We start from the raw sequence: 21661 nt of genomic DNA, 5'->3' as shown, positions 1-21661 counted from the left end.
TCACCGTGTTTCCCCTACGACGCCGCACCGGGGCGGAACGTTCGGCCGGCGTCCGAAGCGCACCGAGGCGTACGTCACACCTCCGTATGCCGGACGGCGCGCCCGGGCAGGCGAGCTTGCGGCGCGGGCCGCCCGGCGGGCTAATTCCTCCAGCTCAGCGGGGGTGCGGCCGGACATCCGCTACCGTCGGCCGGGCCGGGCCGTCCCATTCCCCGGGCACCGGGTCCAAAAAACTGGACAGGTTGCCCGTGGTCGGCCGCATGATGGAAAGAGCCTCGGTCGGGCAACACGCACGCCAAGAGACAGGGAGTCGCTGTGAGGGTCGGAATCGTCGGAGCCACCGGTCAGGTCGGCACGGTCATGCGCAGGATCCTCACGGAGCGCGACTTCCCCCTGGACGAGCTGCGGCTGTTCGCCTCGGCCCGCTCGGCCGGCACCGTCCTGGACGGCGTGACGGTGGAGGACGCGTCCACCGCCGACTACAGCGGCCTGGACATCGTGCTGTTCTCCGCGGGCGGCGCCACCTCCAAGGCGCTGGCCGAGAAGGTCGCCGCGCAGGGCGCCGTCGTGATCGACAACTCCTCCGCCTGGCGCAAGGACCCCCAGGTGCCGCTGGTCGTCTCCGAGGTGAACCCGCACGCGATCGCCGACCGCCCCAAGGGCATCATCGCCAACCCGAACTGCACGACGATGGCCGCGATGCCGGTGCTGAAGCCGCTGCACGCGGAGGCGGGCCTCGAGGCCCTGGTCGTCGCCACGTACCAGGCGGTCTCCGGCTCCGGTCTCGCGGGCGTCGCCGAGCTGCACGGCCAGGTGCAGAAGGTGGTCGCCGACGCCGACAAGCTCACCCACGACGGCGAGGCCGTCGACTTCCCGGAGCCCGGCGTCTACAAGCGCCCCATCGCCTTCAACGTGCTGCCCTTCGCGGGCAACCTCGTCGACGACGGTCTGAACGAGACCGACGAGGAGCAGAAGCTGCGCAACGAGTCCCGCAAGATCCTGGAGATCCCCGGGCTGAAGGTCTCCGGCACCTGCGTGCGCGTGCCGGTCTTCTCCGGCCACTCCCTCCAGGTCAACGCCCGCTTCGCCCGGCCGATCAGCCCCGAGCGCGCGACCGAGCTGCTGGCCGGTGCCGAGGGCGTCGTCCTCACCGACATCCCGACCCCGCTCCAGGCGGCCGGCAAGGACCCCTCGTACGTGGGCCGCATCCGCCGGGACGAGACCGTGGAGAACGGCCTGGCGCTGTTCATCTCCAACGACAACCTCCGCAAGGGCGCCGCGCTGAACGCGGTGCAGATCGCGGAGCTGGTGGCGGCGGAGCTGGCCGCGAAGTAGCACGTCCGGTGTCGGCGGGGGCGGTCGTTCCGGACGGAGCGGCCGCCCCTCGCCGTGCGGGGAGCGCCGGGGCAAGGGCGCCGGCGCGAGGCCGCTCAGGGCCTGCGCACCTCGTACAGGAAGCAGCCGTACTCCACCGCGCGGACGTGCACCAGCGCCACCGCGGGGTCGGCGAAGGCCTCCGCGAAGGCCGGCTCGAAGTCCTCGGGGTTCCGGACCAGCCGTCCGCCCAGGATGCGCCCGTCGATGCCGTAGCGGCGGACCGTGCGGTGCGAGCCGGTGAAGGGCAGGCCGTCGTCCCGGGGGCCCTCGCACTCCCCGGCGTGGACGAAGACCGGGCCCTGCTCGTCGTACGGGCCCGGGTCGGCGCCCGTCGCGGCGGCCCAGCGGCGCAGCGGCGCGTAGGAGACGAGGGCGATCCGCTCCCCCGGCGCGCTGCGCCGCAGGCAGCAGCGCAGCGGGGCGCCGCCCTCCGGGTCGGTGACGGGGACCGCCGGGCGGCCCGCGTCGTCGGTGTCCCGCAGCTCCTCCAGGACCCGCGGTGCGATGGGCTGTGCGGTGTGGGTCGTCATACCGCCAGGCTCGCGCCCGCCGCCGCGGAGGACCGGCGGGATCGCGACGTCGCGTTCCGGGCGGCGGGCCCCGCCCCGGCCGTACCGGCCGACACAGGGGTATCCCCACGGAAAGCCCACGTCGTCGCCTGATCCCGGCCTCCCGTGGAAGGATGGCGCAACCCACACATAACGAGGAGATGACCGCGTGCCTGGCACAAACCTGACTCGCGAAGAGGCGCAGCAGCGGGCGGAGCTGCTCACCGTTGACTCGTACGAGATCGATCTCGACCTCTCCGGCGCGCAGGAGGACGACACCTTCCGGTCCGTGACCACCGTGCGCTTCGACGTCTCCGCCGAGAAGGGCGCGGAGTCGTTCATCGACCTGGTGGCCCCGGCCGTCCACGAGGTGACGCTCAACGGGGACACGCTCGACCCCGCCGAGGTGTTCCAGGACTCCCGGATCGCCCTGCCGGGCCTGCTCCAGGGCCGCAACATCCTCCGGGTGGTCGCGGACTGCGCGTACACCAACACCGGCGAGGGCCTGCACAAGTTCGTCGACCCGGTCGACGACCAGGCGTACCTCTACACGCAGTTCGAGGTGCCGGACGCCCGCCGCGTGTTCGCGAGCTTCGAGCAGCCCGACCTGAAGGCGACCTTCCAGTTCACCGTGAAGGCGCCGGAGGGCTGGACGGTCATCTCCAACTCGCCCACCCCGGAGCCCCGGGACAACGTCTGGGTCTTCGAGCCGACCCCGCGCATCTCGACGTACATCACGGCCCTGATCGTCGGCCCGTACCACTCGGTGCACAGCGTGTACGAGAAGGACGGCCAGTCCGTGCCGCTCGGCATCTACTGCCGGCCCTCGCTCGCCGAGTACCTCGACTCCGACGCGATCTTCGAGGTCACCCGGCAGGGCTTCGACTGGTTCCAGGAGAAGTTCGACTACGCGTACCCGTTCGCGAAGTACGACCAGCTGTTCGTGCCGGAGTTCAACGCGGGCGCGATGGAGAACGCGGGCGCGGTGACCTTCCGCGACCAGTACGTGTTCCGCTCGAAGGTGACGGACGCGGCGTACGAGATGCGCGCCGAGACCATCCTGCACGAGCTGGCCCACATGTGGTTCGGCGACCTGGTCACCATGGAGTGGTGGAACGACCTGTGGCTGAACGAGTCGTTCGCCACCTACACGTCGATCGCCTGCCAGGCCGCCGCGCCCGGCTCGAGGTGGCCGCACTCGTGGACCACGTTCGCGAACTCGATGAAGACGTGGGCGTACCGGCAGGACCAGCTGCCCTCCACGCACCCGATCATGGCGGACATCCGCGACCTGGACGACGTGCTCGTCAACTTCGACGGCATCACGTACGCCAAGGGCGCCTCCGTGCTCAAGCAGCTCGTCGCCTACGTCGGCGAGGACGAGTTCTTCCGGGGCGTGCAGGCGTACTTCAAGCGGCACGCGTTCGGCAACACCCGCCTGTCCGACCTGCTGGGCGCCCTGGAGGAGACCTCCGGCCGCGACCTGCGGACCTGGTCGAAGAAGTGGCTGGAGACGGCCGGCATCAACGTGCTGCGCCCCGAGATCGAGACGGACGCCGACGGGGTCGTCACCTCCTTCGCGGTCCGCCAGGAGGCCCCGGCGCTCCCCGCGGGCGCCCAGGGCGAGCCGACGCTGCGCCCGCACCGCATCGCGGTCGGCCTGTACGACCTGGACGAGGCGTCCGGCAAGCTGGTGCGCGGCGAGCGGATCGAGCTCGACGTGGACGGCGAGCTGACGGCCGTCCCGCAGCTGGCGGGCAGGCGCCGCCCGGCGGTGGTGCTGCTGAACGACGACGACCTGTCGTACGCGAAGGTCCGCCTGGACGAGCGGTCGCTGGCGTTCGTCACCGAGCACCTGGGCGACTTCGCCGAGTCGCTGCCCCGCGCGCTGTGCTGGGCGTCGGCCTGGGACATGACCCGGGACGCGGAGCTCGCCGCCCGCGACTACCTCTCCCTGGTGCTGTCCGGCATCGGCAAGGAGTCCGACATCGGTGTCGTGCAGTCGCTGCACCGCCAGGTGAAGCTGGCGATCGACCTGTACGCCGACCCGGCCGCCCGCGAGGACCTGCTGGCCCGCTGGACGGACGCGACGCTGGCCCACCTGCGGTCCGCCGCGCCGGGCGGCGACCACCAGCTGGCGTGGGCCCGGGCGTTCGCGGCGACGGCCCGCACGCCGGAGCAGCTGGACCTGCTGGAGGGCCTGCTGGCCGGGACGCAGACCGTCGAGGGGCTGGCCGTGGACACGGAGCTGCGCTGGGCGTTCGTGCAGCGGCTGGCGGCGGCGGGCCGGTTCGGCGAGTCGGAGATCGCGGCGGAGTACGAGCGGGACAGGACGGCCGCCGGCGAGCGTCACGCGGCGACCGCCCGCGCGGCCCGCCCGACCGCGGAGGCCAAGGCGGAGGCGTGGGCGTCGGTCGTGGACTCCGACAAGCTGCCGAACGCCGTGCAGGAGGCGGTCATCGGCGGGTTCGTCCAGACCGACCAGCGGGACCTGCTGGCACCGTACACGGACCGCTTCTTCGACGTGGTCAAGGACGTGTGGGAGTCCCGTTCCCACGAGATGGCCCAGCAGATCGCGGTCGGCCTGTACCCGGCGGTCCAGGTCTCCCAGGAGACCCTGGACAAGACGGACGCCTGGCTGTCCTCCGCCGAGCCGAGCGCGGCCCTGCGCCGCCTGGTCTCGGAGTCCCGGGCGGGCGTGGAACGCGCGCTGCGGGCGCAGCGGGCGGACGCGGCGGCCGCCGCGCGGCAGGCGTAACCCGCCGTACGACGGCGAAGGGGCGCCCGGTCTCCCACCGGGCGCTCCTTCGCCACGCCGGGCGCTCTCTCGCCACGCCGGGCGCCCGCTCCCCTGTGGCGGGCGCCCCGCGCGGTCCGGTCAGGGGCGGGCGCCCGGCTTGTCCACGACACCCCACGCGGCCCGGGCCGTGATCACCCAGCCGTCGTCGTGGCGCGGTGCGGGGCTGAGGTTCCCCGGGGCGTCCTCGGGCGGCTCCATCGGCGTGGTGTGCTGCTTCTGCGCCAGGAAGACGTACGTGTCCGGGTCGAAGAACAGCGACTGTTCGCCCTGCCAGCCCGCGGCGGAGGGCTTCTCGTAGTACACGCTCACGCTGATCGCCGCACGTCCCAGGGGGTCCTTCACGCCCTTCTCCACCCGGGCCCCGGGGATCTTCGCCAGGGCCCGGAACAGGCCCGCCTGCACCTTCGGCGGGATGAGCACCGAGCGGTAGAGCACGCTGATCTCCCGCCAGTCGCGCTCGGCGCGCGTCTCCCCCTCGACGGCGCCGATCGCGGCCTCCTCACGGATGCGCCGCATCATCCGGTCGGGATCGCTCGGCAGCGTGGCCAGGAAGCGCCAGAACTGCCGCTGGGAACGGTCGTCGTAGCCCTGCTCCTTCCACTTCTCCTCCTGGTTGGGGCCGTACCAGACCCGGAGTTCGTCCGGGTCGAAGCCGGTGACGTCGCCGGCGGGCGGGATGCCGGGCAGCCGGGCGTGGCCGGTGCCGTCCCAGCGGGTCCACTCCTCGGAGGTCCGCGGCTCGCCCCGCACGAAGGCGGTGGACTTCTCGTACACCCACTGCTTGGGACCCGGTTCGGTGACGGGGTGCTTCTCCACGGTGGCGGCGGCCAGTTCCAGGGCCTCGGCCGAGGCCCGCGCCGACAGGACCTGCCGGCCGGGCGGGGCGCCGGCGGGGGTGTCGTCGGGCAGCGACACGAGGACCCCGCCGGTCACGGCGAGGGCGGCGGTCGCGACGGCGCCCACCAGGACGGTCCTGCGCCGCGGCGGGGTGGCCGGGGGCGCGGCGGTCTCCCGGCGGAGCGCCTCGGTGAGCCTGGCCCGCCCGGGTGCGAGCCGGCCGGCACCGGGCAGGGGGGCGTCACGGCGCAGGGAACGGAGGTCGGACAGCTCGTTCATGCCGGGTCACCTTCGTGTAGAGGGGCGTCGAAGGGGGAGCCGTGGGCGCCGCCCGTCGCGGCGCGCAGCTTGCGGCGGGCCCGGTTGAGCCGGGAGCGGACGGTTCCCACGGGGATGTCGAGGGCCTGGGCGATCTCCTGGTACGTGAAGTCGGCCCAGGCGAACAGCAGCAGCACGTGCCGGTCGCCCGCGGAGAGCCCGGCCAGCGCCTTGGCCAGGGGCCGCGAGGCGGCCTGCGCGGCGACCCGGTCGTCGGCGGAGTCGGTCCAGCTCTCGGCGACCGGGTCGGTGCCGGTGCGGGCCAGGATCTTCAGGGCCCGGACCTCCTCGCGGCGGTGACGGCCGATCTGCTTGGCGGCGATGCCGTGCAGCCAGGGCCGGACGCCGGCGCGGTCCGGGTCGAAGCGGGCCCGTATCCGGAAGGCGGTCAGGAACGTCTCCGCGGTGACGTCGTCGGCCGCGTCCCGGCCGAGCCGGCGGGCGACGTACCGGTGGATGGCGGGCGCGTGGCGGTCGAACAGCGCGGCGAAGCGCTCGGGCTCGCCGAGCGAGGCGGCGAGGAGCGCGGCGTCCGTGTCCGCGCCCGTGTCCGTGTCCGTGTCTGCGCTTGCATCTGCGGCGGCGGCTGGGGCGGCGTCGGTCGGGGCGGGGCCGGTGGTGCCGGCATCGGTCGGGGCGGGGCCGGTGGTGCCGGTGTCGGTCGCGGCGCCGGGGCCGTTCGCGGTGGCGCCGCGTCTCGGGGCGGGCCCGCGACCGGGCGCGGTGCCGTCGCCGCCGGCGGTGTCGCCGCCGGGGGTGCCGTGCTCCGGGGCGGGGCGGCACGGGGAGTCAGTCATGGAGGTCCGTCTGGTCGGTGGCGGGTGGTCGTGAGGGGCCGGGGCGGCCGGATGGGGCAGCGTTCACCCGTACTTGCCGTCCGGCGGCCGGCCGGTTCACGGCCCTCCCGCGGACCGGCCGGCCAAACCGGCCGCGGTGTCCCGGGGACCGGCCGGCGCCCGGCCCGGCCCGGCGCCCTGCCCGGTCCCCCGCGCACCGCCGCGACGGCGTGCCGCACCGGCCGGTCCGCCCCGGGTCCGCGCGTCACGCCGCCCGCCCGCCGGGCGTCGCCGCGTGCCCCCGGCGGAGGCCGGACCCGGCGGGGAGACCGAGCGGTGCCGCGTCCGGCCCCTTCCGCCGCGGTCCGGCCTGCCCCGCCACCGTGGCCGCGAAGGCCAGCACCATGCCCGCCACCTGCACGGCCGTCAGCGCCTGCCCGAGCGCCGCCCAGCCGACGACGGCGGCGGTCAGCGGGGACAGCGGGCCCAGCAGGGTGACCTGCGTGGCGGTGAGCCGGCCGATGCCGCGGAACCACAGCCAGTACGCGACGGCGGTGTTGGCCAGCGCCAGGTACAGGTGGCCGCCGATCGCCGGGGCGTCCAGCGCGGGCGGGACACCCTCCACCCCGAGGGCGAGCGGCGCGACGAGCAGGCCGCCGGCGGTCAGCTGCCAGCCGGTGAGGGCCAGCGGGCCGACGCCCTCGGGGCGCCCCCACCGCTGGGTGAGCACGGTGCCCGCGGACATCGCGGCGGTGGACCCGAGGGCCGCGAGCACGCCGAGCACGTCCGGCGCCCCGGCCGACGTCAGGACGACGAGGCCGACGCCGACCGCGGCCGCGACGCCGGCGAGCAGCGTCCGCGGCGCCGGCCGCTGCCCGAGCAGCAGCGCGGAGAGGCCGATCACGCACAGCGGCCCGACCGAGCCGACGGCCGCCGCCGTGCCGCCGGGCAGTCGGTACGCGGCGAGGAACAGCAGCGGGAAGAAGGCGCCGATGTTCAGCGCGCCGAGCACCGCGGCCTTCCCCCACCACACGCCGCGCGGCAGCACCCGGGCGGCCGCGAGGAGCACCAGTCCCGCGGGCAGGGCGCGCAGGGCGGCGGTGGACAACGGGCGGTCGGCCGGGAGGAACTCGGTGGTGACCGCATAGGTCGTGCCCCAGGAGACGGGGGCGAGGGCGGTGAGGGCGACGAGCGGGGCACGGCGTGCGGGGCGCATGGGAGATTCCCCTCCGGTTGGATCGACCCTAAGTAGCTTAGCGCTAAGCAACTTGCTGGCAAGCAAGTTGCGGGTGTTCCGGAGGCGTCGGATACTCGCTCCATGAGCGAACGTCCCGACCAGCGCACGGACCCCGTCGACGCGATCGTCGGCCAGTGGGCGGAGGTCCGGCCCGACCTCGACACCGCGGGCATGGAGGTCTTCGGCCGCGTCTTCCGGCTCGCGCGCGCGATGGGCGACCGGCTGGAGAAGGTGTACGCGAAGTACGGCGTCTCGCGCGGGGAGTTCGACGTCCTGGCCACCCTGCGCCGCTCCGGCGAGCCCTGCACCCTCTCGCCCCGCCAGCTCTCGGCGACGCTGATGCTCACCACCGGCGGCATGACGGGCCGGCTCGACAAGCTGGAGCGCGCGGGCCTCCTGCGCCGCTCCCCCGACCCGCACGACCGCCGCGGGCTCCAGGTGACCCTCACCGGCAAGGGCCTGGACCTGATCGACGAGGCGGTCGGCGCGGGCGTCGCCGTCCAGACGGAGGCGCTGTCGGCCCTCGACGACGAGCAGGCCGGCCACCTGGCCGGCCTGCTGCGCACGCTGCTGCTCTCCACCGAGAGGTAGCCGGGGAGAACCGGGGGACGACCGGGCGCGCGGGCCGGGCCCGGAGACCGTCCGGCCCGTCCGGCCCCGGCCCGCCCCCGGTCAGCCCACGTGGGCGGCGACGGCCGCCTCGACCGCCCCCGGGTCCCCCGCGTCGGACGCCCAGGCCACGTACCCGTCCGGCCGTACCAGCAGGGCCGTACGGCGGTCGCTCGCCCACTGCTCGACGGCCAGCCGGTCCTCGCGGCCGTCCGGCGCGGCGCCGCCCCGGGGCGCCTCGCTCCCCCGCGGGGTGATCAGGACGAACCGGCCGCCGCGCAGGGCCTCGTACAGGCGGGTGCCGCCGGCCAGGGCGATGTCGGGGGCGCGCAGGCCGGTGAAGCGGTGGGAGCCGCGCGGGGCCGGGTAGCGGTAGCCGATGCCGGTGACCTGGCCGAGCGCCCGGCGCTGCGCCGGGCCGACGGTGTCGAGCACGGCGGCGACGGCGGTGCGCAGCGCGATGGTCCAGGGCCGCTTGGCCATGGCGGCGCGCACGATGCCGCCGCTGCTCAGCAGCACCGCCCTGCCGATCGGGTGGCGTTCGGCCTGGTAGGTGTCGAGGAGGGCGTCCGGGGCGTGGCCCCGCAGGACGGCGGCCAGCTTCCAGCTCAGGTTGGCCGCGTCCTGCAGGCCGGTGTTCATGCCCTGCGCGCCCGCCGGGGTGTGGACGTGGGCGGCGTCCCCGGCGAGCAGGACGCGGCCGGCCCGGTAGGCGGGCGCCTGCCGCTCGTCGCTGTGGAAGCGGGACATCCAGCGGGGGTCGTGCATGCCGAAATCGCGGCCCAGCGCCCGCCGGGTGGTCTCCCTGATCTCGTCGAGCCCCACGGGCGCGTCGTCGGGGAGGTCGCGGCCGCGGTCCCAGCAGATGACGCGGTGGTAGCCGTCGCCGAAGGGCACGACGAAGGCGAAGGCGTCGCCGACGGCCTGGAAGGTGAGCAGTTCGCCGGGCTCCTCGGTGACCCGTACGTCGGCGAGCATGACGGAGCGGATCACCGAGCGGCCCGGGAACGGCAGCCCGACCGCGTCGCGCACGGTGCTGCGCATCCCGTCGGCGCCGACGACGTACGCCGCGCGCATCTCCCGCGCGCCGCCCGGCCCGCGCACCCGCAGCGTCACGCCGTGGGCGTCCTGGGCCAGCCCGGTCACCTCGGTCCCGTACCGGAACTCCGCCCCGGCCTCGACGGCCCGCCGCTCCAGGACCGCCTCCACCTCGTACTGCGGCAGGACCAGGATGTGGTTGAAGCGGGAGGGGAGCGCGGACAGGTCGAGGCTGAGCCGGCCGTAGAGGCGGAACCGGCCGAGCCGCCGCCCCACCCGCTCCAGCTCGTCGGCGACCCCCCGGGCGTCGAGCTGCTCCAGGGTGCGGGCGTGCAGCACGAAGGCGCGGGAGAGGTTGCCGGCGGTGTGCGGGCGCCTCTCGACGACGGTGACGGGGATCCCGGCGGCGGCGAGGTCACCGGCCACGAGCAGGCCGGTGGGGCCGGAGCCGACGACGATCACGGTGCCTGCGGTCTCGTTCATCAGGGCCTCCCAGGGCCGGCGTACGGAAGCCAACGGCTGTTGGCCAACGCTCGTTGACCAACGTACGACGGCCGCCGTCCGTCGTCAACGCTTGTTGGCAAACGTGTGTTGACCTACGCTCGCCGGTATGTCCGACAGCAATCCCGACGCCCCCTCCCGGCGCTCCGACACCACCCGTGCCGCCATCCTGGAGGCCGCCCGCGAGCGCTTCGCCGCCGACGGCTACGAGCGGGCCACCATCCGCGCCATCGCGCGGGACGCGCGGATCGACCCGTCGATGGTGATGCGCTACTACGGCACCAAGGAGGGCCTGTTCGCGGCCGCCGTCGCCGTCGACCTGAAGCTGCCCGACCTCGGCGCGCTGCCCCGGGAGGAGGCCGGCCGCACCCTGGTGACGCACTTCCTGGACCTGTGGGAGCGCGACGAGGTCCTCACCGCCCTCCTGCGGGTCGGCGCCGCCGGGCAGGCGGGGGCCGAGCGCATGCAGGGGGTCTTCCGGGAGCAGCTGCTCCCCGTCGCCCGCCGGGTGTGCCCGGACCCCGGGCAGGCCCCGGTCCGGGCCGCGCTGCTCGCGAGCCAGCTGCTGGGGCTGGCGCTGACCCGGTACGTCCTGCGGATCCCCCCGGCCGTGGCGCTGGGCCGCGAGGAGATCGTGGCCTGGCTGGCCCCCACCGTGCAGCGCTACCTGACGGCGCCCGGCCCGTGACGCACGCACGAGGGCGCCGTCGGGGACGTACGCACGGGCGGTGTGCGCGTACGTACGTCCCGACGGCGCCCTCGGAGCGTGCACGGCGGTGCGGACCGGGCCGCGGGCCCGGCCGGACGACCGGGTCAGGCCTTGGCGTCGGCCTTGGTCCGGAGGTTGGAGCTGGTGACGTCCTTGCGCTGGTGGGACTTGTCCAGGACCATCACCAGGCCCGCGATGACCGCGAACAGCGCGATCGGGGCCACGACGAACAGACCCAGCGTCTCGATGACGCTCAGGCCCGGACCGGGGTCGTCGCCGTCGTCGCGGGTCAGCGCGAGCGCGGGGGACGACATGAGCAGCATCATCAGCGTCGTACCGGCGGCCAGGGCGCCGGCGCGCAGGGCGTTCTTCTTGTCCACGGTGCAAAAGTAGCGAACGCCGGCGGGAGGCGCGCGCCCGGGGGTGCCGTAGAGGCCGACGGGGGGTGTGAGCGGGGGCGCCCGAGAGGCGCCCCCTTCAGCCCCGCTCCCCCCGCGCCCCCTGTCCGCCCTCCTTCAGGACGTCCATCAGGGCGTGCAGCCGGGGGGAGGCCGCGAGGTCCTCCAGGGGCATCGGGCGGCCCTGCGCGTCCGCCAGGGGGAGCCGCCAGTTCGGGTACTGGTCCCAGGTGCCCGGCAGGTTCTGGGGGCGGCGGTCGCCGACCCCGTCGGGGAGCCAGACCCCGACCATGCGGGCCGGGGTGCGCAGCAGGAAGCGGTGGACGGCCTGGATCTCGGCCTCCTCGGAGGAGGCGTCCGTGCCGCCGGCGCCCTGGAGCAGGCCCAGCCGGGTGAGCTCCTCCAGCCACTCCGCGGTGTCCGCCGCCGCCTCCGCGCGTTCCTCCTCCAGCGGGCGGGTCAGCAGGCCGAGGCGGTCGCGCAGGTCGACGTGCTCGCCGGTGAGGCGGGCCGCGGTGGGCGGCAGGTCGTGCGTCGTCGCGGTGGCCAGGCAGTCGGCGCGCCAGTGGTCGGGCGGCAGGGGCCGGCCGTCGCCCTCCCAGTCCCGTTCGAACCACAGCACCGACGTGCCGAGCACCCCGCGCCGGCGCAGCTCCTCGCGCACCCCGGGCTCGACCGTGCCGAGGTCCTCGCCGATCACCGGCGCCCCGGCCCGGGAGGCCTCCAGGACGAGGGCGGCGAGCATGGCCTCGGCGTCGTAGCGGACGTACGTGCCCTCCGTCGGCGGATGGCCCTGCGGCACCCACCACAGCCGGAACAGGCCCATGACGTGGTCGATGCGCAGCGCCCCGGCGTACCGGAACAGCGCCCTCAGCAGCGCGCGGAAGGGCGCGTAGCCCGACTCGGCCAGCCGGTCGGGGCGCCAGGGCGGCAGCCCCCAGTCCTGGCCGCGGGCGTTGAAGGCGTCCGGCGGGGCGCCCACCGACATGCCCGCCGCGAAGTGGGTCCGCTGCGCCCAGGCGTCGGCGCCGCCGGGGTGCACGCCGACCGCGAGGTCGTGCACGATCCCCACCGGCATGCCCGCCTCGCGCGCGGCGCGCTGGGCGGCGGTGAGCTGGCCGTCGGTGAGCCAGGCGAGCCGCGACCAGAAGTCGACGCGGTCCAGCAGGCCGTTGCGCGCGTGGGTGGTGTCGGCCGAGCGCGGGTCGCGCAGGCCCTCCGGCCAGTCGTGCCAGTCCGGGCCGTGCACCTCGGCGAGCGCGCACCAGGTGGCGTGGTCCTCCAGGGCCTGGCCCTGCTCGGCGAGGAAGTCGCAGTAGGCGGCGCGCCGGCCGGGACCGAGCGGCACCCGCAGCACCTCCTCCAGCGCCTCCCGCTTGAGCTCCCAGACCGCGTCCCGGTCGATCAGCTCGCCCTTGCCCAGCACCGCCTCGCGCAGCCGCCCGGCCCGCTCCAGCAGGGCCCGCACCCGGTCGCGGTCCTCGACGTACGCGAACTCGGGGATCTCCTCGACCCGCAGGTGCACGGGGTCGGGGAAGCGGCGCGAGGACGGGCGGTACGGGGAGGGGTCGGTAGGGGCGCCCGGCACGGCCGCGTGCAGCGGGTTGACCTGGACGAAGCCGGCGCCCAGCACGCGGCCCGCCCAGGCGGCCAGCTCCCCGAGGTCGCCGAGGTCGCCCATGCCCCAGGAGCGGCGGGAGAGCAGGGAGTAGAGCTGGACGAGGAGTCCGCAGGAGCGTGCCGTGGGGGTGGGCAGGCGGGGCGGGGCGACGATCAGGTGCGCCCGGGCGGTGCGGCCGTCGGGGGCCGTGGCGGTGACCCGGTGGACGCCGGGCGGGAGGTTCTCGGCGGAGGCGCGGGTCTCGCCCTGCTCGGTGTCGATGCGCAGCCGGGTGCCGTCGGGCAGCGCGGCCAGCGCGGCGGGGACGCCGTCGCTCCAGCCGGCGACGGTCGGGGGCAGCAGGCGCTCGCGCAGTTCCCGCTCGCGGGCGGTGAGCGCGGCGCGCACCGCGTCGGGGGTGCTCGCGTCGACGCCGAGGGCGGCGAGGGCCAGGGTGACGGCGGTGGCCGAGGCCGCGACCGTGCGGTCCGGCGACGGGCTGTAGGAGGTGGCCACGCCGTGCAGGGCGGCGAGCCGGGTCAGGTCCTCGGTGCAGGGCTCGGCCGGGCGGGGCGCGGTCATCTAGTGCTCCGGGCGGTACTGGCCCGGGAGGGCGGGGGCGAGGCCGGAGGGGTCGGGGGAGGCGTCGGACTCGCTGGTCAGCGGGGCGCTGTCGGCGAGCGGCGGCTCGCTGGTCAGGGGCTCGGCGTCGGGCAGCGGGGGTTCGCTGGTCAGGGGCGCCTCGGCGCAGCTGCCCTCCGCGCTGAAGACGCACAGCGGCAGGCCGTCGGCCGCGGCGGGCGGCTCCGCCGCGGGTTTGGAGGGGGAGGGGAGGGGGAGGTGTGCGGGTGCAGCCACGGGGGCCTCCTTGTCGGGCACGGCGTCAGGACGGTCATCGCAGCCCTACCCAGCGGGCGCGACAACAGACGCCCCCGGACGAGCAACATGCCCTTACTTCCATTTTCACCCCGAACTCCCCCTTCGGACCGGGACAAAAGCGTCACAACGGCCACTCCCGTTGACACGTTCACCTCGCCAATGGTGGGCTCGATCCCTCCCTGACCACGATCCGCGGCGGGCCGGCCCCGGCCCCGAACCACCGCCGGAACGGCCTTCGAACGGCCGGTCGAGCCACCAGGAGGGGGCCTGTGCAGCCACGGCGCGGGAAGAGGGCGGCCGCCCTCGCGTTCGCCGTCGTCGCCGGAACCCTGGGCGCCGCCCCGTCCGCGGCGGCGGCCCCGCCCGTCCCCGGCCCGGCCGCGTCCCCGGCCGACCCGGCCGGCACGGCCGCGGACGTCCCGGTGTGGCCGCGCCCCCACGTCCTGCGCGGCCGGAGCGCCCCCGTCCCCGTCACCGCCGAGGTCGCGCTGCTCACCGACGCGGCGGCCGACCCGTACGCCGTGGAGGCGCTGCGGGACCTGCTGCGGCGGGCCGGGGCGCGCCGGATCACCTCCTCCCCCGCCGCGCCGGGGGCCCTGGTGGTCCGCGCCCGGACGGACGCCCCCGGCGGCGACGCCCGGCACGCCCTCCCGCCGGGCGGCTACCGGCTGACCGTCGGTCGGGGCGCCGTCTCCCTCACCGGGACCGGACCGGACGGGCTGTTCCACGCCGTGCAGAGCCTGCGGCGGCTGCTGCGCCCCGACGGCGCCTTCACCGCGGTCGACGTGGAGGACTGGCCCGGCACCGCCGTGCGCGGCGTCACCGAGGGGTTCTACGGACGGCCCTGGACGCACCGGCAGCGGCTGGCCCAGCTCGACTTCATGGGGCGCGCCAAGCTGAACCGGTACCTGTACGCGCCCGGCGACGACCTGTACCGGCAGGCCCGCTGGCGGGAGCCGTACCCGGCCGCGCGGCGCGCCGGGTTCCGGGAGCTGGCCGAGCGGGCCCGCCGCAACCACGTCACGCTCGGCTGGGCGGTGGCCCCGGGCCAGGCGATGTGCTTCGCGTCGGACGCCGACCTGCGGGCGCTGACCCGCAAGCTGGACGCGATGCGGGCGCTGGGGTTCCGGGCCTTCCAGCTCCAGTTCCAGGACGTCAGCTACAGCGAGTGGCACTGCGCGGCGGACGCCGAGCGGTTCGGCTCCGGGCCCGGGGCGGCGGCGCGGGCCCAGGCGCGGGTGGCGAACGCGGTGGCCCGGCACCTGGCCGAGCGCCACCCCGGCGCGGCCGCCCTGTCGCTGATGCCGACCGAGTACTACGAGGACGGCCCGACCGCGTACCGGCGGGCGCTGGCCGCCGCCCTGGACGAGGACGTGGAGGTGGCCTGGACGGGGGTCGGGGTGGTGCCCCGGACCATCACCGGGCGGGAGGTCGCCCAGGCGCGGGCCGTGTTCGGGCATCCGCTGGTCACCATGGACGACTACCCGGTCAACGACTACGCGCCCGGCCGTCTCTTCCTCGGCCCCTACCAGGGCCGCGAACCGGCCGTCGCCGCCGGTTCCGCCGCCCTGCTCGCCAACGCCATGGAGCAGCCGGAGGCCTCCCGCATCGCGCTGTTCACCGTCGCCGACTTCGCCTGGAACCCGCGCGCCTACGACCCGCACGAGTCCTGGCGCGCCGCGATCGCCGACCTGGCGGGCGGGGACGCCCGGCGCGCGGAGGCCCTGGCCGCCCTCGCCGGGAACAACGCCTCCTCGGTCCTGGGCGGCGAGGAGTCGGCGTACCTGCGTCCGCTGACGGCGGCGTTCTGGCGGGACCGCGCGGCGGGCGGCACCGGGGCGGCGCGGCGGCTGCGGCACGCCTTCGCCGTGCTGCGCGAGCTGCCGCGGCGCCTGTCCGGCACGGGCCTCGCCGCCGAGGCCGCCCCGTGGACCGAGCGGCTGGCCGGCTACGGCGCGGCGGGCACCACGGCCCTGGACATGCTGGACGCCCAGAGCGCCGGGGACGCGGCGGCGGCCTGGGCGGCGTACCGCCGGCTGGGCGGGCTGCGGGCGCGGCTGGAGCCGGCCCGGGTCACGGTCGGCGCGGGCGTCCTCGACCCGTTCCTGCGGCAGGCGCAGAAGGCGTACGAGGCGTGGGCGGGCATCGACCACGAGCCGCCCGGGGACGCCGGCGGCGCGGCCGGCACCCGCACGCTGCGCTTCGGGCGGGAGCGCCCGCTGTCCGCCGTGACGGTGCTCGGCGAACCCGGCGCGGGCGGGGCCGTCGAGGCGCACGTGCCGGGCGAGGGCTGGCGGCGCGTCGGGGAGCCGGCGCCGGCGGGCGCCACCGAACTGCGCACCGGCCTGCGCGCCGACGCGGTCCGCGTCACCGGCCCGGCCGCCGCCGGGGTACGGCACCTGATCCCGTGGTTCGCCGACTCCCCCGCCGTGTCCCTGGAGCCGGCGCGCGACGCGGTGGACGCGGAGACCGGCCGCACCACGCGCGTGACGGTGCGGCTCGTGTCGCGGCGCCCCGCCGACGCCCCCGGCAGGCTCACGGCCCACGCCCCCGACGGGGTGCGGGTCCGGGTGCCCCGGACCCCGCTGACCGTCCCGCGCGGCACCCCGGTGGACGTCCCCGTCGAGGTGACGGTGGAGCGGGGCACACCGATGCGGTCGTACGGCGTCCGGCTCGCGTTCGGGGGGACGACCCGCACGCTGACCGTGCGCGCCGTGCCGCCCACCGGCGGGGCGGACCTGGCGCGCGGCGGCCGGGCGAGCTCCTCGGGCGACGAGACGCCCGACTTCCCGGCGGCCGCGGCCGGCGACGGCGACCCGGACACCCGCTGGTCGTCCCCGGTCGACGACGGGGCCTGGTGGCAGGTCGAGCTGGAGCGGCCGGTGCGGCTGGGCCGGGTGGAGCTGCACTGGCAGGACGCGTATCCGTCGGCGTACCGGGTCCAGGTGTCGGCGGACGGGCGCCGGTGGCGGACGGCGGCGGCCGTGCGGGACGGCCGGGGCGGGCGGGAGACCGTCCGCATGGACGAGCGCGACGTGCGCTTCGTGCGCGTGCAGGGCGAGCGGCGGGCCACGCCGTACGGGTACTCGCTGTGGTCGGTGGAGGCGTACGCCGTCACCGGCTAGCGGGACCGCGGGCACCGTCCGAGGTCTTACGGTCCTCCGCGGTTCTCCGCGATTCTCCGCGATTCTCCGCGATTCTCCGCGGCAGACTATTCACTCAGTACATGTACTGAGTACATAATGATCGCCATGAGCACCCGCCACATCCTGCTGGGGCTGCTCGCCTCGGGTCCGAGCCACGGTTACGACCTCAAGCGACGCCACGACGAACGTTTCCCGCAGGCCCGTCCGCTGGCCTACGGGCAGGTCTACACGACCCTCCAGCGCCTGGTCCGCGACGGCCTCGCGCGCGTCGAGGGCACCGACTCCGACGGCGGCCCCGAACGGACCGTGTACCGCGCGACCGACGAGGGCGGGCGCGAACTCGCCCGGTGGGCCCGGGAGACCGCCCCGCCCGCGCCCTTCGTGACGAACGAGATCTTCGCCAAGGTCGTCGTGGCGATCCTGTCGGGCGGCGACCCGGCCGCCTACCTGCGGGCCCAGCGCGCCGCCCACATGGCGCGGATGCGGGAGCTCACGGCGGTGAAGGCCGCCCCGGGCGCCGACCTGGCGACCGTGCTCTCGGCGGACTACGCCCTCAACCACCTCGACGCCGACCTCCGCTGGATGACGACCACGGCGGACCGGCTCACCACCCTGACCGCGGAGGTCGACGCGACATGAACAGCCCAGTGCCGCTCCTGGCGGCCCGTGCCCTCACCAAGGCGCACGGCAGGACCGAGGCCCTGCGCGGCGCCTCGGTCACCCTGCACGCCGGCGAGATCCTCGCCGTGACCGGCGCCAGCGGCAGCGGCAAGTCGACGCTCCTGCACTGCCTGGCCGGCATCGTCCGCCCCGACGCCGGCTCGGTGGTCTACGCCGGCCGGCGGCTGGAGGAGCTGCCGGAGAAGCGGCTGAGCGAGCTGCGCCGCACCGCGTTCGGGGTGGTGTTCCAGTTCGGCCAGCTCGTCCCGGAGCTGACGGCGCTGGACAACGTGGCGCTGCCGCTGATGCTGGGCGGCGCGGGACGCGCCGGGGCCCGGGAGCGGGCCGGTGAGTGGCTGGAGCGGTTCGGGGTGCGCGGCCAGGCGGAGCTGCGGCCCGGCGAGATGAGCGGCGGGCAGGCGCAGCGGGCGGCGCTGGCGCGGGCCCTGGTCACCGGCCCGGAGGTGGTCTTCGCGGACGAGCCGACGGGGGCGCTGGACTCCCTGGCGGGCGAGCAGGTGATGGCGGCCCTGACGCACACGGCCCGCGAGGCGGGCACGGCGGTGCTGCTGGTCACGCACGACGCCCGGGTGGCGGCGTACGCGGACCGGGAAGTGGAGCTGCGCGACGGCGCGGTGGCCCCTCAGGAGGTGGCCGCGTGAGGGCCCTGCGGTCCGACCTGCGCCTGGCCTGGCAGCTCACCCGCGGCTCCGACCGCGGCGAGTGGTGGCGGGTCGGGCTGACGGCGGCGGGCGCCGCCCTGGCCACCGGCCTCGCGCTCACGGCCGTCGCGCTGGCCTCGCTGCGCGGCCAGTACCGCGTGCCCGTCGCCGCGGGCCTGCTGGACCAGCCCGGCACCCGCTCCGGAGTGATCATCGCCCTGCTGCTCCTGCTGGTCCCGGTGCTCGGGTTCCTCGGGCAGTGCGCCCGCATCGGTGCCGTGCACCGCGACCGGCGGCTGGCCGGGCTGCGGCTGGCCGGGGCCTCGCCGTGGCGGGTCCGGCGGATCGCCGCGCTGGAGACCGGCCTGGCCTGCCTGCTGGGCTCGGCGGCCGCCACCGCCGGCTCGGTACCGGTCCTGCTGGGCTCGTGGGACCGGCCGCCCGTGCCGGCCTGGGCGGGCATCGCGCTGACCGCCCTCGCGGTGCCGGTGCTGGGCGCCGCGGCGAGCGCGCTGGCGCTGCGCCGGGTGGTGGCCTCGCCGCTGGGCCGGGTGCGACGGACCGCCGCCCCGCGCTCGGGCCGCGGTCCGGCGCTGCTGTTCCTGGCGGGGGCGCTGCCGGTCGGGGCCGTGGCCCTGCTCGCGGTGACCGCCACGTCCGCCGGCGGGCCGAACGGGCCCGGCGGAAAGGTGCCGCTGGCGGTGGCCGGCCTCCTCCTGCTGACCGGCGCGGGGGCGGTCTGGCTCTGCGGCGCCACGGCGCGGCTCGCCGAGCGGCTGCTCGCGGCCCGGGCCCGGTCGGCGGCCGTGCTGATCGCGGCGGAGCGGCTGCGCGACGACCCGTGGGCGGCGGCCCGGACGCACGCGGCGGTGCTGCTGGTGACGCTCGCCGGCACCGCGTTCGCGGGCGTCCGGCAGGTGCTGCTGGAGGTCCTGCGCTCGGACAAGCACCTGTCGGAGAACACCGCGCACTACACGACGGGCCTGGACCTGACCGCGGCGGCCCTCGTGGCCGGGCTCGTCATCACCCTGTCCGGCCTGGCCGTCGGCACCGCCGAGTCGCTCGCCGGCCGGCGCCGGGGGCTGGCCGCCCAGGTGGCCGCCGGGGTGCCGCACGCGGTGCTCGGCCGGGCGCTGCTGCTGGAGACCGCGCTGCCGCTGGCCCCGGCGGTGCTGCTCGCCGGGACCGGGGGCGCGGCCGTCGGCCTGGGCTACGCGGCGCTCGCCGACGGCGGCGGCTGGTCGGCGCCGTGGGCGGCGCTGCTGGTGCCGGTGGCGGTGTACGCCGCGTGCCTGCTGGCCGCGGCCACCGCGCTGCCGCTGCTGCGCCGCACGGTACGCCCGGCGGAACTGCGCTACGCCTGAGGCGCGCGGGGAGCGCCGCACGACCGATCGGCCCCGGGGGAACGGGGGTTCCCCGGGGCCGGTCCACGGCCCCGCGGGCGCGGTCGTCCCGGCCCGCGCCGGGATCGGCCGCGCGGGCCCGCGCGGGGACCACGAAGGCCCGGATCGCCGTCAGGCGGAGATGCCGTCGATCCGGGCCAGGGCGTCGTCCGCGCCGTACGGCTGCAGGTACGGCAGCCAGCGCGGGTCCCGGTGGCCGGTGCCGATGATGCGCCAGGCCAGACCGGTGGGCGGAGCGGGTTTGTGACGCAGCCGCCAGCCGATCTCGCCGAGGTGGCGGTCGGCCTTGACGTGGTTGCAGCGGCGGCAGGAGGCCACCACGTTGTCCCAGACGTGCTTGCCCCCGCGCGAGCGCGGGATGACGTGGTCGACGCTGGTTGCGACGCCACCGCAGTACATGCACCGGCCGCCGTCGCGCGCGAAGAGCGCACGGCGGGTCAGAGGAACGGGCCCCCGATAGGGGACCCGGACGAATCGCTTGAGCCGGACCACGCTGGGTGCGGGGACAGTGACGGTCGCGCTGTGCAGATGGGCGCCGGACTCCTCGAGGCAGACGGCCTTGTTCTCGAGGACGAGGACGAGCGCGCGGCGGAGCGGTACGACGCCGAGTGGCTCGTACGACGCGTTGAGGACCAGGACATGCGGCACGGATGCCTCCTTGTACGCCGGCGGCGCGTGGCTCGCGCCGGGACGATCCGTAGTCAGTCTCCCCTCAGGCCTGGTGGAAGCGCCACCATGTCCCGGTAACGGGCTGGGAGTGTTTTCGACCACACCCTGATTCATCCCCCGGACCGTGGCCTGTTCAAGCCCGGGTGAGTCCGGTCTCTCCTTCGCAGATCCGGCAGGAAGACACACAATGCCCCGTTAGTGTGGTGGTTCTGCCCGTCCGGTGACCTTTCCGTGACCTCGACGACGTTGACGATCCCTGACCACGCACCGGGGCAGACCGCTGCACCTGGAGGTACCTGCCGTGTCCTTGCCCGCCGTCCCCCTGGCCGCCGGCGCGTCGCCGTCGCCGTCCTCCACCGAGACGCAGGCACCGGTGGTGCCCACGCTCCAGGACGCCCAGGAGAGCGCGACGAACGCCGCCGGCTGGGTCGAGCAGAACTGGTCGACCTGGCTCGCCATCGGCCTCAGGGTGCTGCTGATCGTGGTGATAGCCGCGGTGCTGAGGGTCGTGGTGCGGCGGGCGATCACCAAGCTGATAGACCGCATGACCCGGACCGTGCAGGCCGTGGACGGCACCGCGCTGGGCGGTCTGCTGGTCAACGCCGAGCGCCGCCGCCAGCGCTCGCAGGCCATCGGCTCGGTGCTGCGGTCGGTGGCGTCCTTCCTGATCGTCGGCACCGGCGCGCTGATGGTCCTCGGCACCTTCCAGATCAACCTGGCCCCGCTGCTGGCCTCGGCCGGTGTCGCGGGCGTGGCGATCGGTTTCGGCGCGCGCAACCTCGTCACGGACTTCCTGTCCGGCGTGTTCATGATCCTGGAGGACCAGTACGGCGTCGGCGACACCATCGACGCGGGCGTCGCCTCCGGCGAGGTGATCGAGGTCGGCCTGCGCGTGACCAAGCTGCGCGGCGACAACGGCGAGATCTGGTACGTCCGCAACGGCGAGGTCAAGCGGGTCGGCAACCTCTCGCAGGGCTGGGCCACGGCCAACGTCGACGTCACGGTCCACTCCGGCGAGGACCTGGACCGGATGAAGGCCACCCTCGACGAGGTCGCCGACAGGATGGGCAAGGAGGAGCCCTGGAACGAGCTCCTGTGGAGCCCGATCGAGGTGCTGGGCCTGGACTCCGTGCTCCTGGACTCGATGGTGGTGCGCGTCTCGGCGAAGACGATGCCGGGCAAGTCCCTGACCGTCGAGCGCGAACTGCGCTGGCGCATCAAGCGCGCGTTCGACGCGGCGCACATCCGGATCGTCGGCGGCGCCACGGTCCCGGCCGACGAGGAGCCAGCCCCCGACCCGACGGCGGCGGTCGCGCCCCCGTCGGTGTACGCCAACACCTCCTCCCCGCAGGCCGCGGCGGCCTCCCCGCTGACCCCGCCGAGCACCACGAAGTAGCGGCACCCGCTCCGCACGCCCCCGCGGGCGACGATCCCGTCGCCCGCGGGGGCGTCCTCTTGACGCCCCCTTCGCGCCGGGCCTACCGTCTCCGCAAC

The 21661-nt window shown here is 75.9% G+C and carries 17 protein-coding genes and 1 pseudogene; 9 read left to right on the top strand and 9 right to left on the bottom strand.

Going from position 1 to position 21661, the window contains the following annotated elements; genetic code table 11:
• Positions 1 to 315: 315 nt before the first annotated feature.
• Positions 316 to 1335: an aspartate-semialdehyde dehydrogenase gene (locus tag ACIF8T_RS01385; RefSeq protein ID WP_400029926.1), complete on the top strand. Its 1020-nt coding sequence runs from the start codon at positions 316 to 318 to the stop codon at positions 1333 to 1335.
• A gap of 95 nt (positions 1336 to 1430) precedes the next feature.
• Here ACIF8T_RS01385 and ACIF8T_RS01380 read toward each other — a convergent pair whose 3' ends face one another.
• A complete protein-coding gene (locus ACIF8T_RS01380) occupies positions 1431 to 1907 on the bottom strand; it encodes a DUF1203 domain-containing protein (RefSeq protein WP_400029924.1) in 477 nt (158 codons plus the stop codon).
• Between the two features lie 187 nt (positions 1908 to 2094).
• On the opposite strand from ACIF8T_RS01380, the gene pepN reads away from it, so the two are divergent.
• Entirely contained in the window at positions 2095 to 4683 is a 2589-nt protein-coding gene (pepN, locus tag ACIF8T_RS01375) for an aminopeptidase N (RefSeq protein ID WP_400029922.1), read from the top strand.
• A 120-nt stretch (positions 4684 to 4803) separates the two neighbouring features.
• Here pepN and ACIF8T_RS01370 read toward each other — a convergent pair whose 3' ends face one another.
• The 3 genes and pseudogenes from ACIF8T_RS01370 to ACIF8T_RS01360 form a co-directional block, all read right to left on the bottom strand.
• On the bottom strand, positions 4804 to 5841 hold the full coding sequence (locus ACIF8T_RS01370; protein WP_400029920.1) for a CU044_5270 family protein: 1038 nt from the start codon (positions 5839 to 5841) through the stop codon (positions 4804 to 4806).
• Positions 5838 to 6422, bottom strand: a pseudogene (locus tag ACIF8T_RS01365) (RNA polymerase sigma factor); the annotation flags it as partial. The gene ACIF8T_RS01370 and the pseudogene ACIF8T_RS01365, both read right to left, overlap by 4 nt.
• A 499-nt stretch (positions 6423 to 6921) precedes the next feature.
• Positions 6922 to 7872 carry an EamA family transporter gene (locus ACIF8T_RS01360; protein WP_400029918.1) on the bottom strand — a complete coding sequence of 317 codons (951 nt, stop codon included), beginning with the start codon at positions 7870 to 7872 and terminating at the stop codon, positions 6922 to 6924.
• A 102-nt stretch (positions 7873 to 7974) separates the two neighbouring features.
• Between ACIF8T_RS01360 and ACIF8T_RS01355 the strand changes: the two genes are divergently transcribed.
• Positions 7975 to 8484, top strand: coding sequence for a MarR family winged helix-turn-helix transcriptional regulator (locus tag ACIF8T_RS01355; protein ID WP_400029916.1), 510 nt, complete (start codon positions 7975 to 7977; stop codon positions 8482 to 8484).
• A gap of 81 nt (positions 8485 to 8565) precedes the next feature.
• Here ACIF8T_RS01355 and ACIF8T_RS01350 read toward each other — a convergent pair whose 3' ends face one another.
• Positions 8566 to 10023 carry an FAD-dependent monooxygenase gene (locus ACIF8T_RS01350; RefSeq protein ID WP_400029914.1) on the bottom strand — a complete coding sequence of 486 codons (1458 nt, stop codon included), beginning with the start codon at positions 10021 to 10023 and terminating at the stop codon, positions 8566 to 8568.
• A 127-nt stretch (positions 10024 to 10150) separates the two neighbouring features.
• Between ACIF8T_RS01350 and ACIF8T_RS01345 the strand changes: the two genes are divergently transcribed.
• On the top strand, positions 10151 to 10729 hold the full coding sequence (locus tag ACIF8T_RS01345) for a TetR family transcriptional regulator (protein WP_400029912.1): 579 nt from the start codon (positions 10151 to 10153) through the stop codon (positions 10727 to 10729).
• A 125-nt stretch (positions 10730 to 10854) separates the two neighbouring features.
• On the opposite strand, the gene ACIF8T_RS01340 is transcribed toward ACIF8T_RS01345, so the two are convergent.
• The 3 genes from ACIF8T_RS01340 to ACIF8T_RS01330 all read right to left on the bottom strand — a co-directional run bounded on the left by ACIF8T_RS01340 (position 10855) and on the right by ACIF8T_RS01330 (position 13606).
• The gene (locus ACIF8T_RS01340) at positions 10855 to 11130 is read right to left on the bottom strand and encodes a hypothetical protein (RefSeq protein WP_400029910.1); all 276 of its coding nucleotides are present in this window, start codon (positions 11128 to 11130) and stop codon (positions 10855 to 10857) included.
• Between the two features lie 97 nt (positions 11131 to 11227).
• Entirely contained in the window at positions 11228 to 13330 is a 2103-nt protein-coding gene (gene malQ, locus ACIF8T_RS01335; RefSeq protein WP_400029908.1) for a 4-alpha-glucanotransferase, read from the bottom strand.
• Positions 13331 to 13606: a hypothetical protein gene (locus tag ACIF8T_RS01330; protein ID WP_400029906.1), complete on the bottom strand. Its 276-nt coding sequence runs from the start codon at positions 13604 to 13606 to the stop codon at positions 13331 to 13333.
• 290 nt (positions 13607 to 13896) lie between these two features.
• Between ACIF8T_RS01330 and ACIF8T_RS01325 the strand changes: the two genes are divergently transcribed.
• The 4 genes from ACIF8T_RS01325 (at position 13897) to ACIF8T_RS01310 (ending at position 19459) form a co-directional block, all read left to right on the top strand.
• Positions 13897 to 16752: a beta-N-acetylglucosaminidase domain-containing protein gene (locus ACIF8T_RS01325; protein ID WP_400029904.1), complete on the top strand. Its 2856-nt coding sequence runs from the start codon at positions 13897 to 13899 to the stop codon at positions 16750 to 16752.
• A gap of 126 nt (positions 16753 to 16878) precedes the next feature.
• Complete coding sequence (locus ACIF8T_RS01320) at positions 16879 to 17412, top strand: PadR family transcriptional regulator (RefSeq protein WP_400029902.1); 534 nt, start codon at positions 16879 to 16881, stop codon at positions 17410 to 17412.
• Complete coding sequence (locus ACIF8T_RS01315) at positions 17409 to 18095, top strand: ABC transporter ATP-binding protein (protein WP_400029900.1); 687 nt, start codon at positions 17409 to 17411, stop codon at positions 18093 to 18095. The genes ACIF8T_RS01320 and ACIF8T_RS01315 overlap by 4 nt, the downstream gene beginning before the upstream one ends.
• Positions 18092 to 19459, top strand: coding sequence for an ABC transporter permease (locus ACIF8T_RS01310; protein ID WP_400029898.1), 1368 nt, complete (start codon positions 18092 to 18094; stop codon positions 19457 to 19459). The genes ACIF8T_RS01315 and ACIF8T_RS01310 overlap by 4 nt, the downstream gene beginning before the upstream one ends.
• Before the next feature lie 150 nt (positions 19460 to 19609).
• On the opposite strand, the gene ACIF8T_RS01305 is transcribed toward ACIF8T_RS01310, so the two are convergent.
• Entirely contained in the window at positions 19610 to 20146 is a 537-nt protein-coding gene (locus tag ACIF8T_RS01305) for an HNH endonuclease (protein ID WP_400029896.1), read from the bottom strand.
• A gap of 322 nt (positions 20147 to 20468) precedes the next feature.
• On the opposite strand from ACIF8T_RS01305, the gene ACIF8T_RS01300 reads away from it, so the two are divergent.
• Positions 20469 to 21563, top strand: a complete 1095-nt coding sequence (locus ACIF8T_RS01300; RefSeq protein WP_400029894.1) for a mechanosensitive ion channel family protein — start codon at positions 20469 to 20471, stop codon at positions 21561 to 21563.
• Positions 21564 to 21661: the final 98 nt, after the last annotated feature.

Source organism: Streptomyces sp. NPDC085946 (genome assembly GCF_044540485.1).
In the GTDB taxonomy this organism is placed as follows: Bacteria; Actinomycetota; Actinomycetes; order Streptomycetales; family Streptomycetaceae; genus Streptomyces.
Note: the sequence above shows the minus strand (reverse complement) of the source record. Positions and strands in the feature narration are given on the sequence as shown.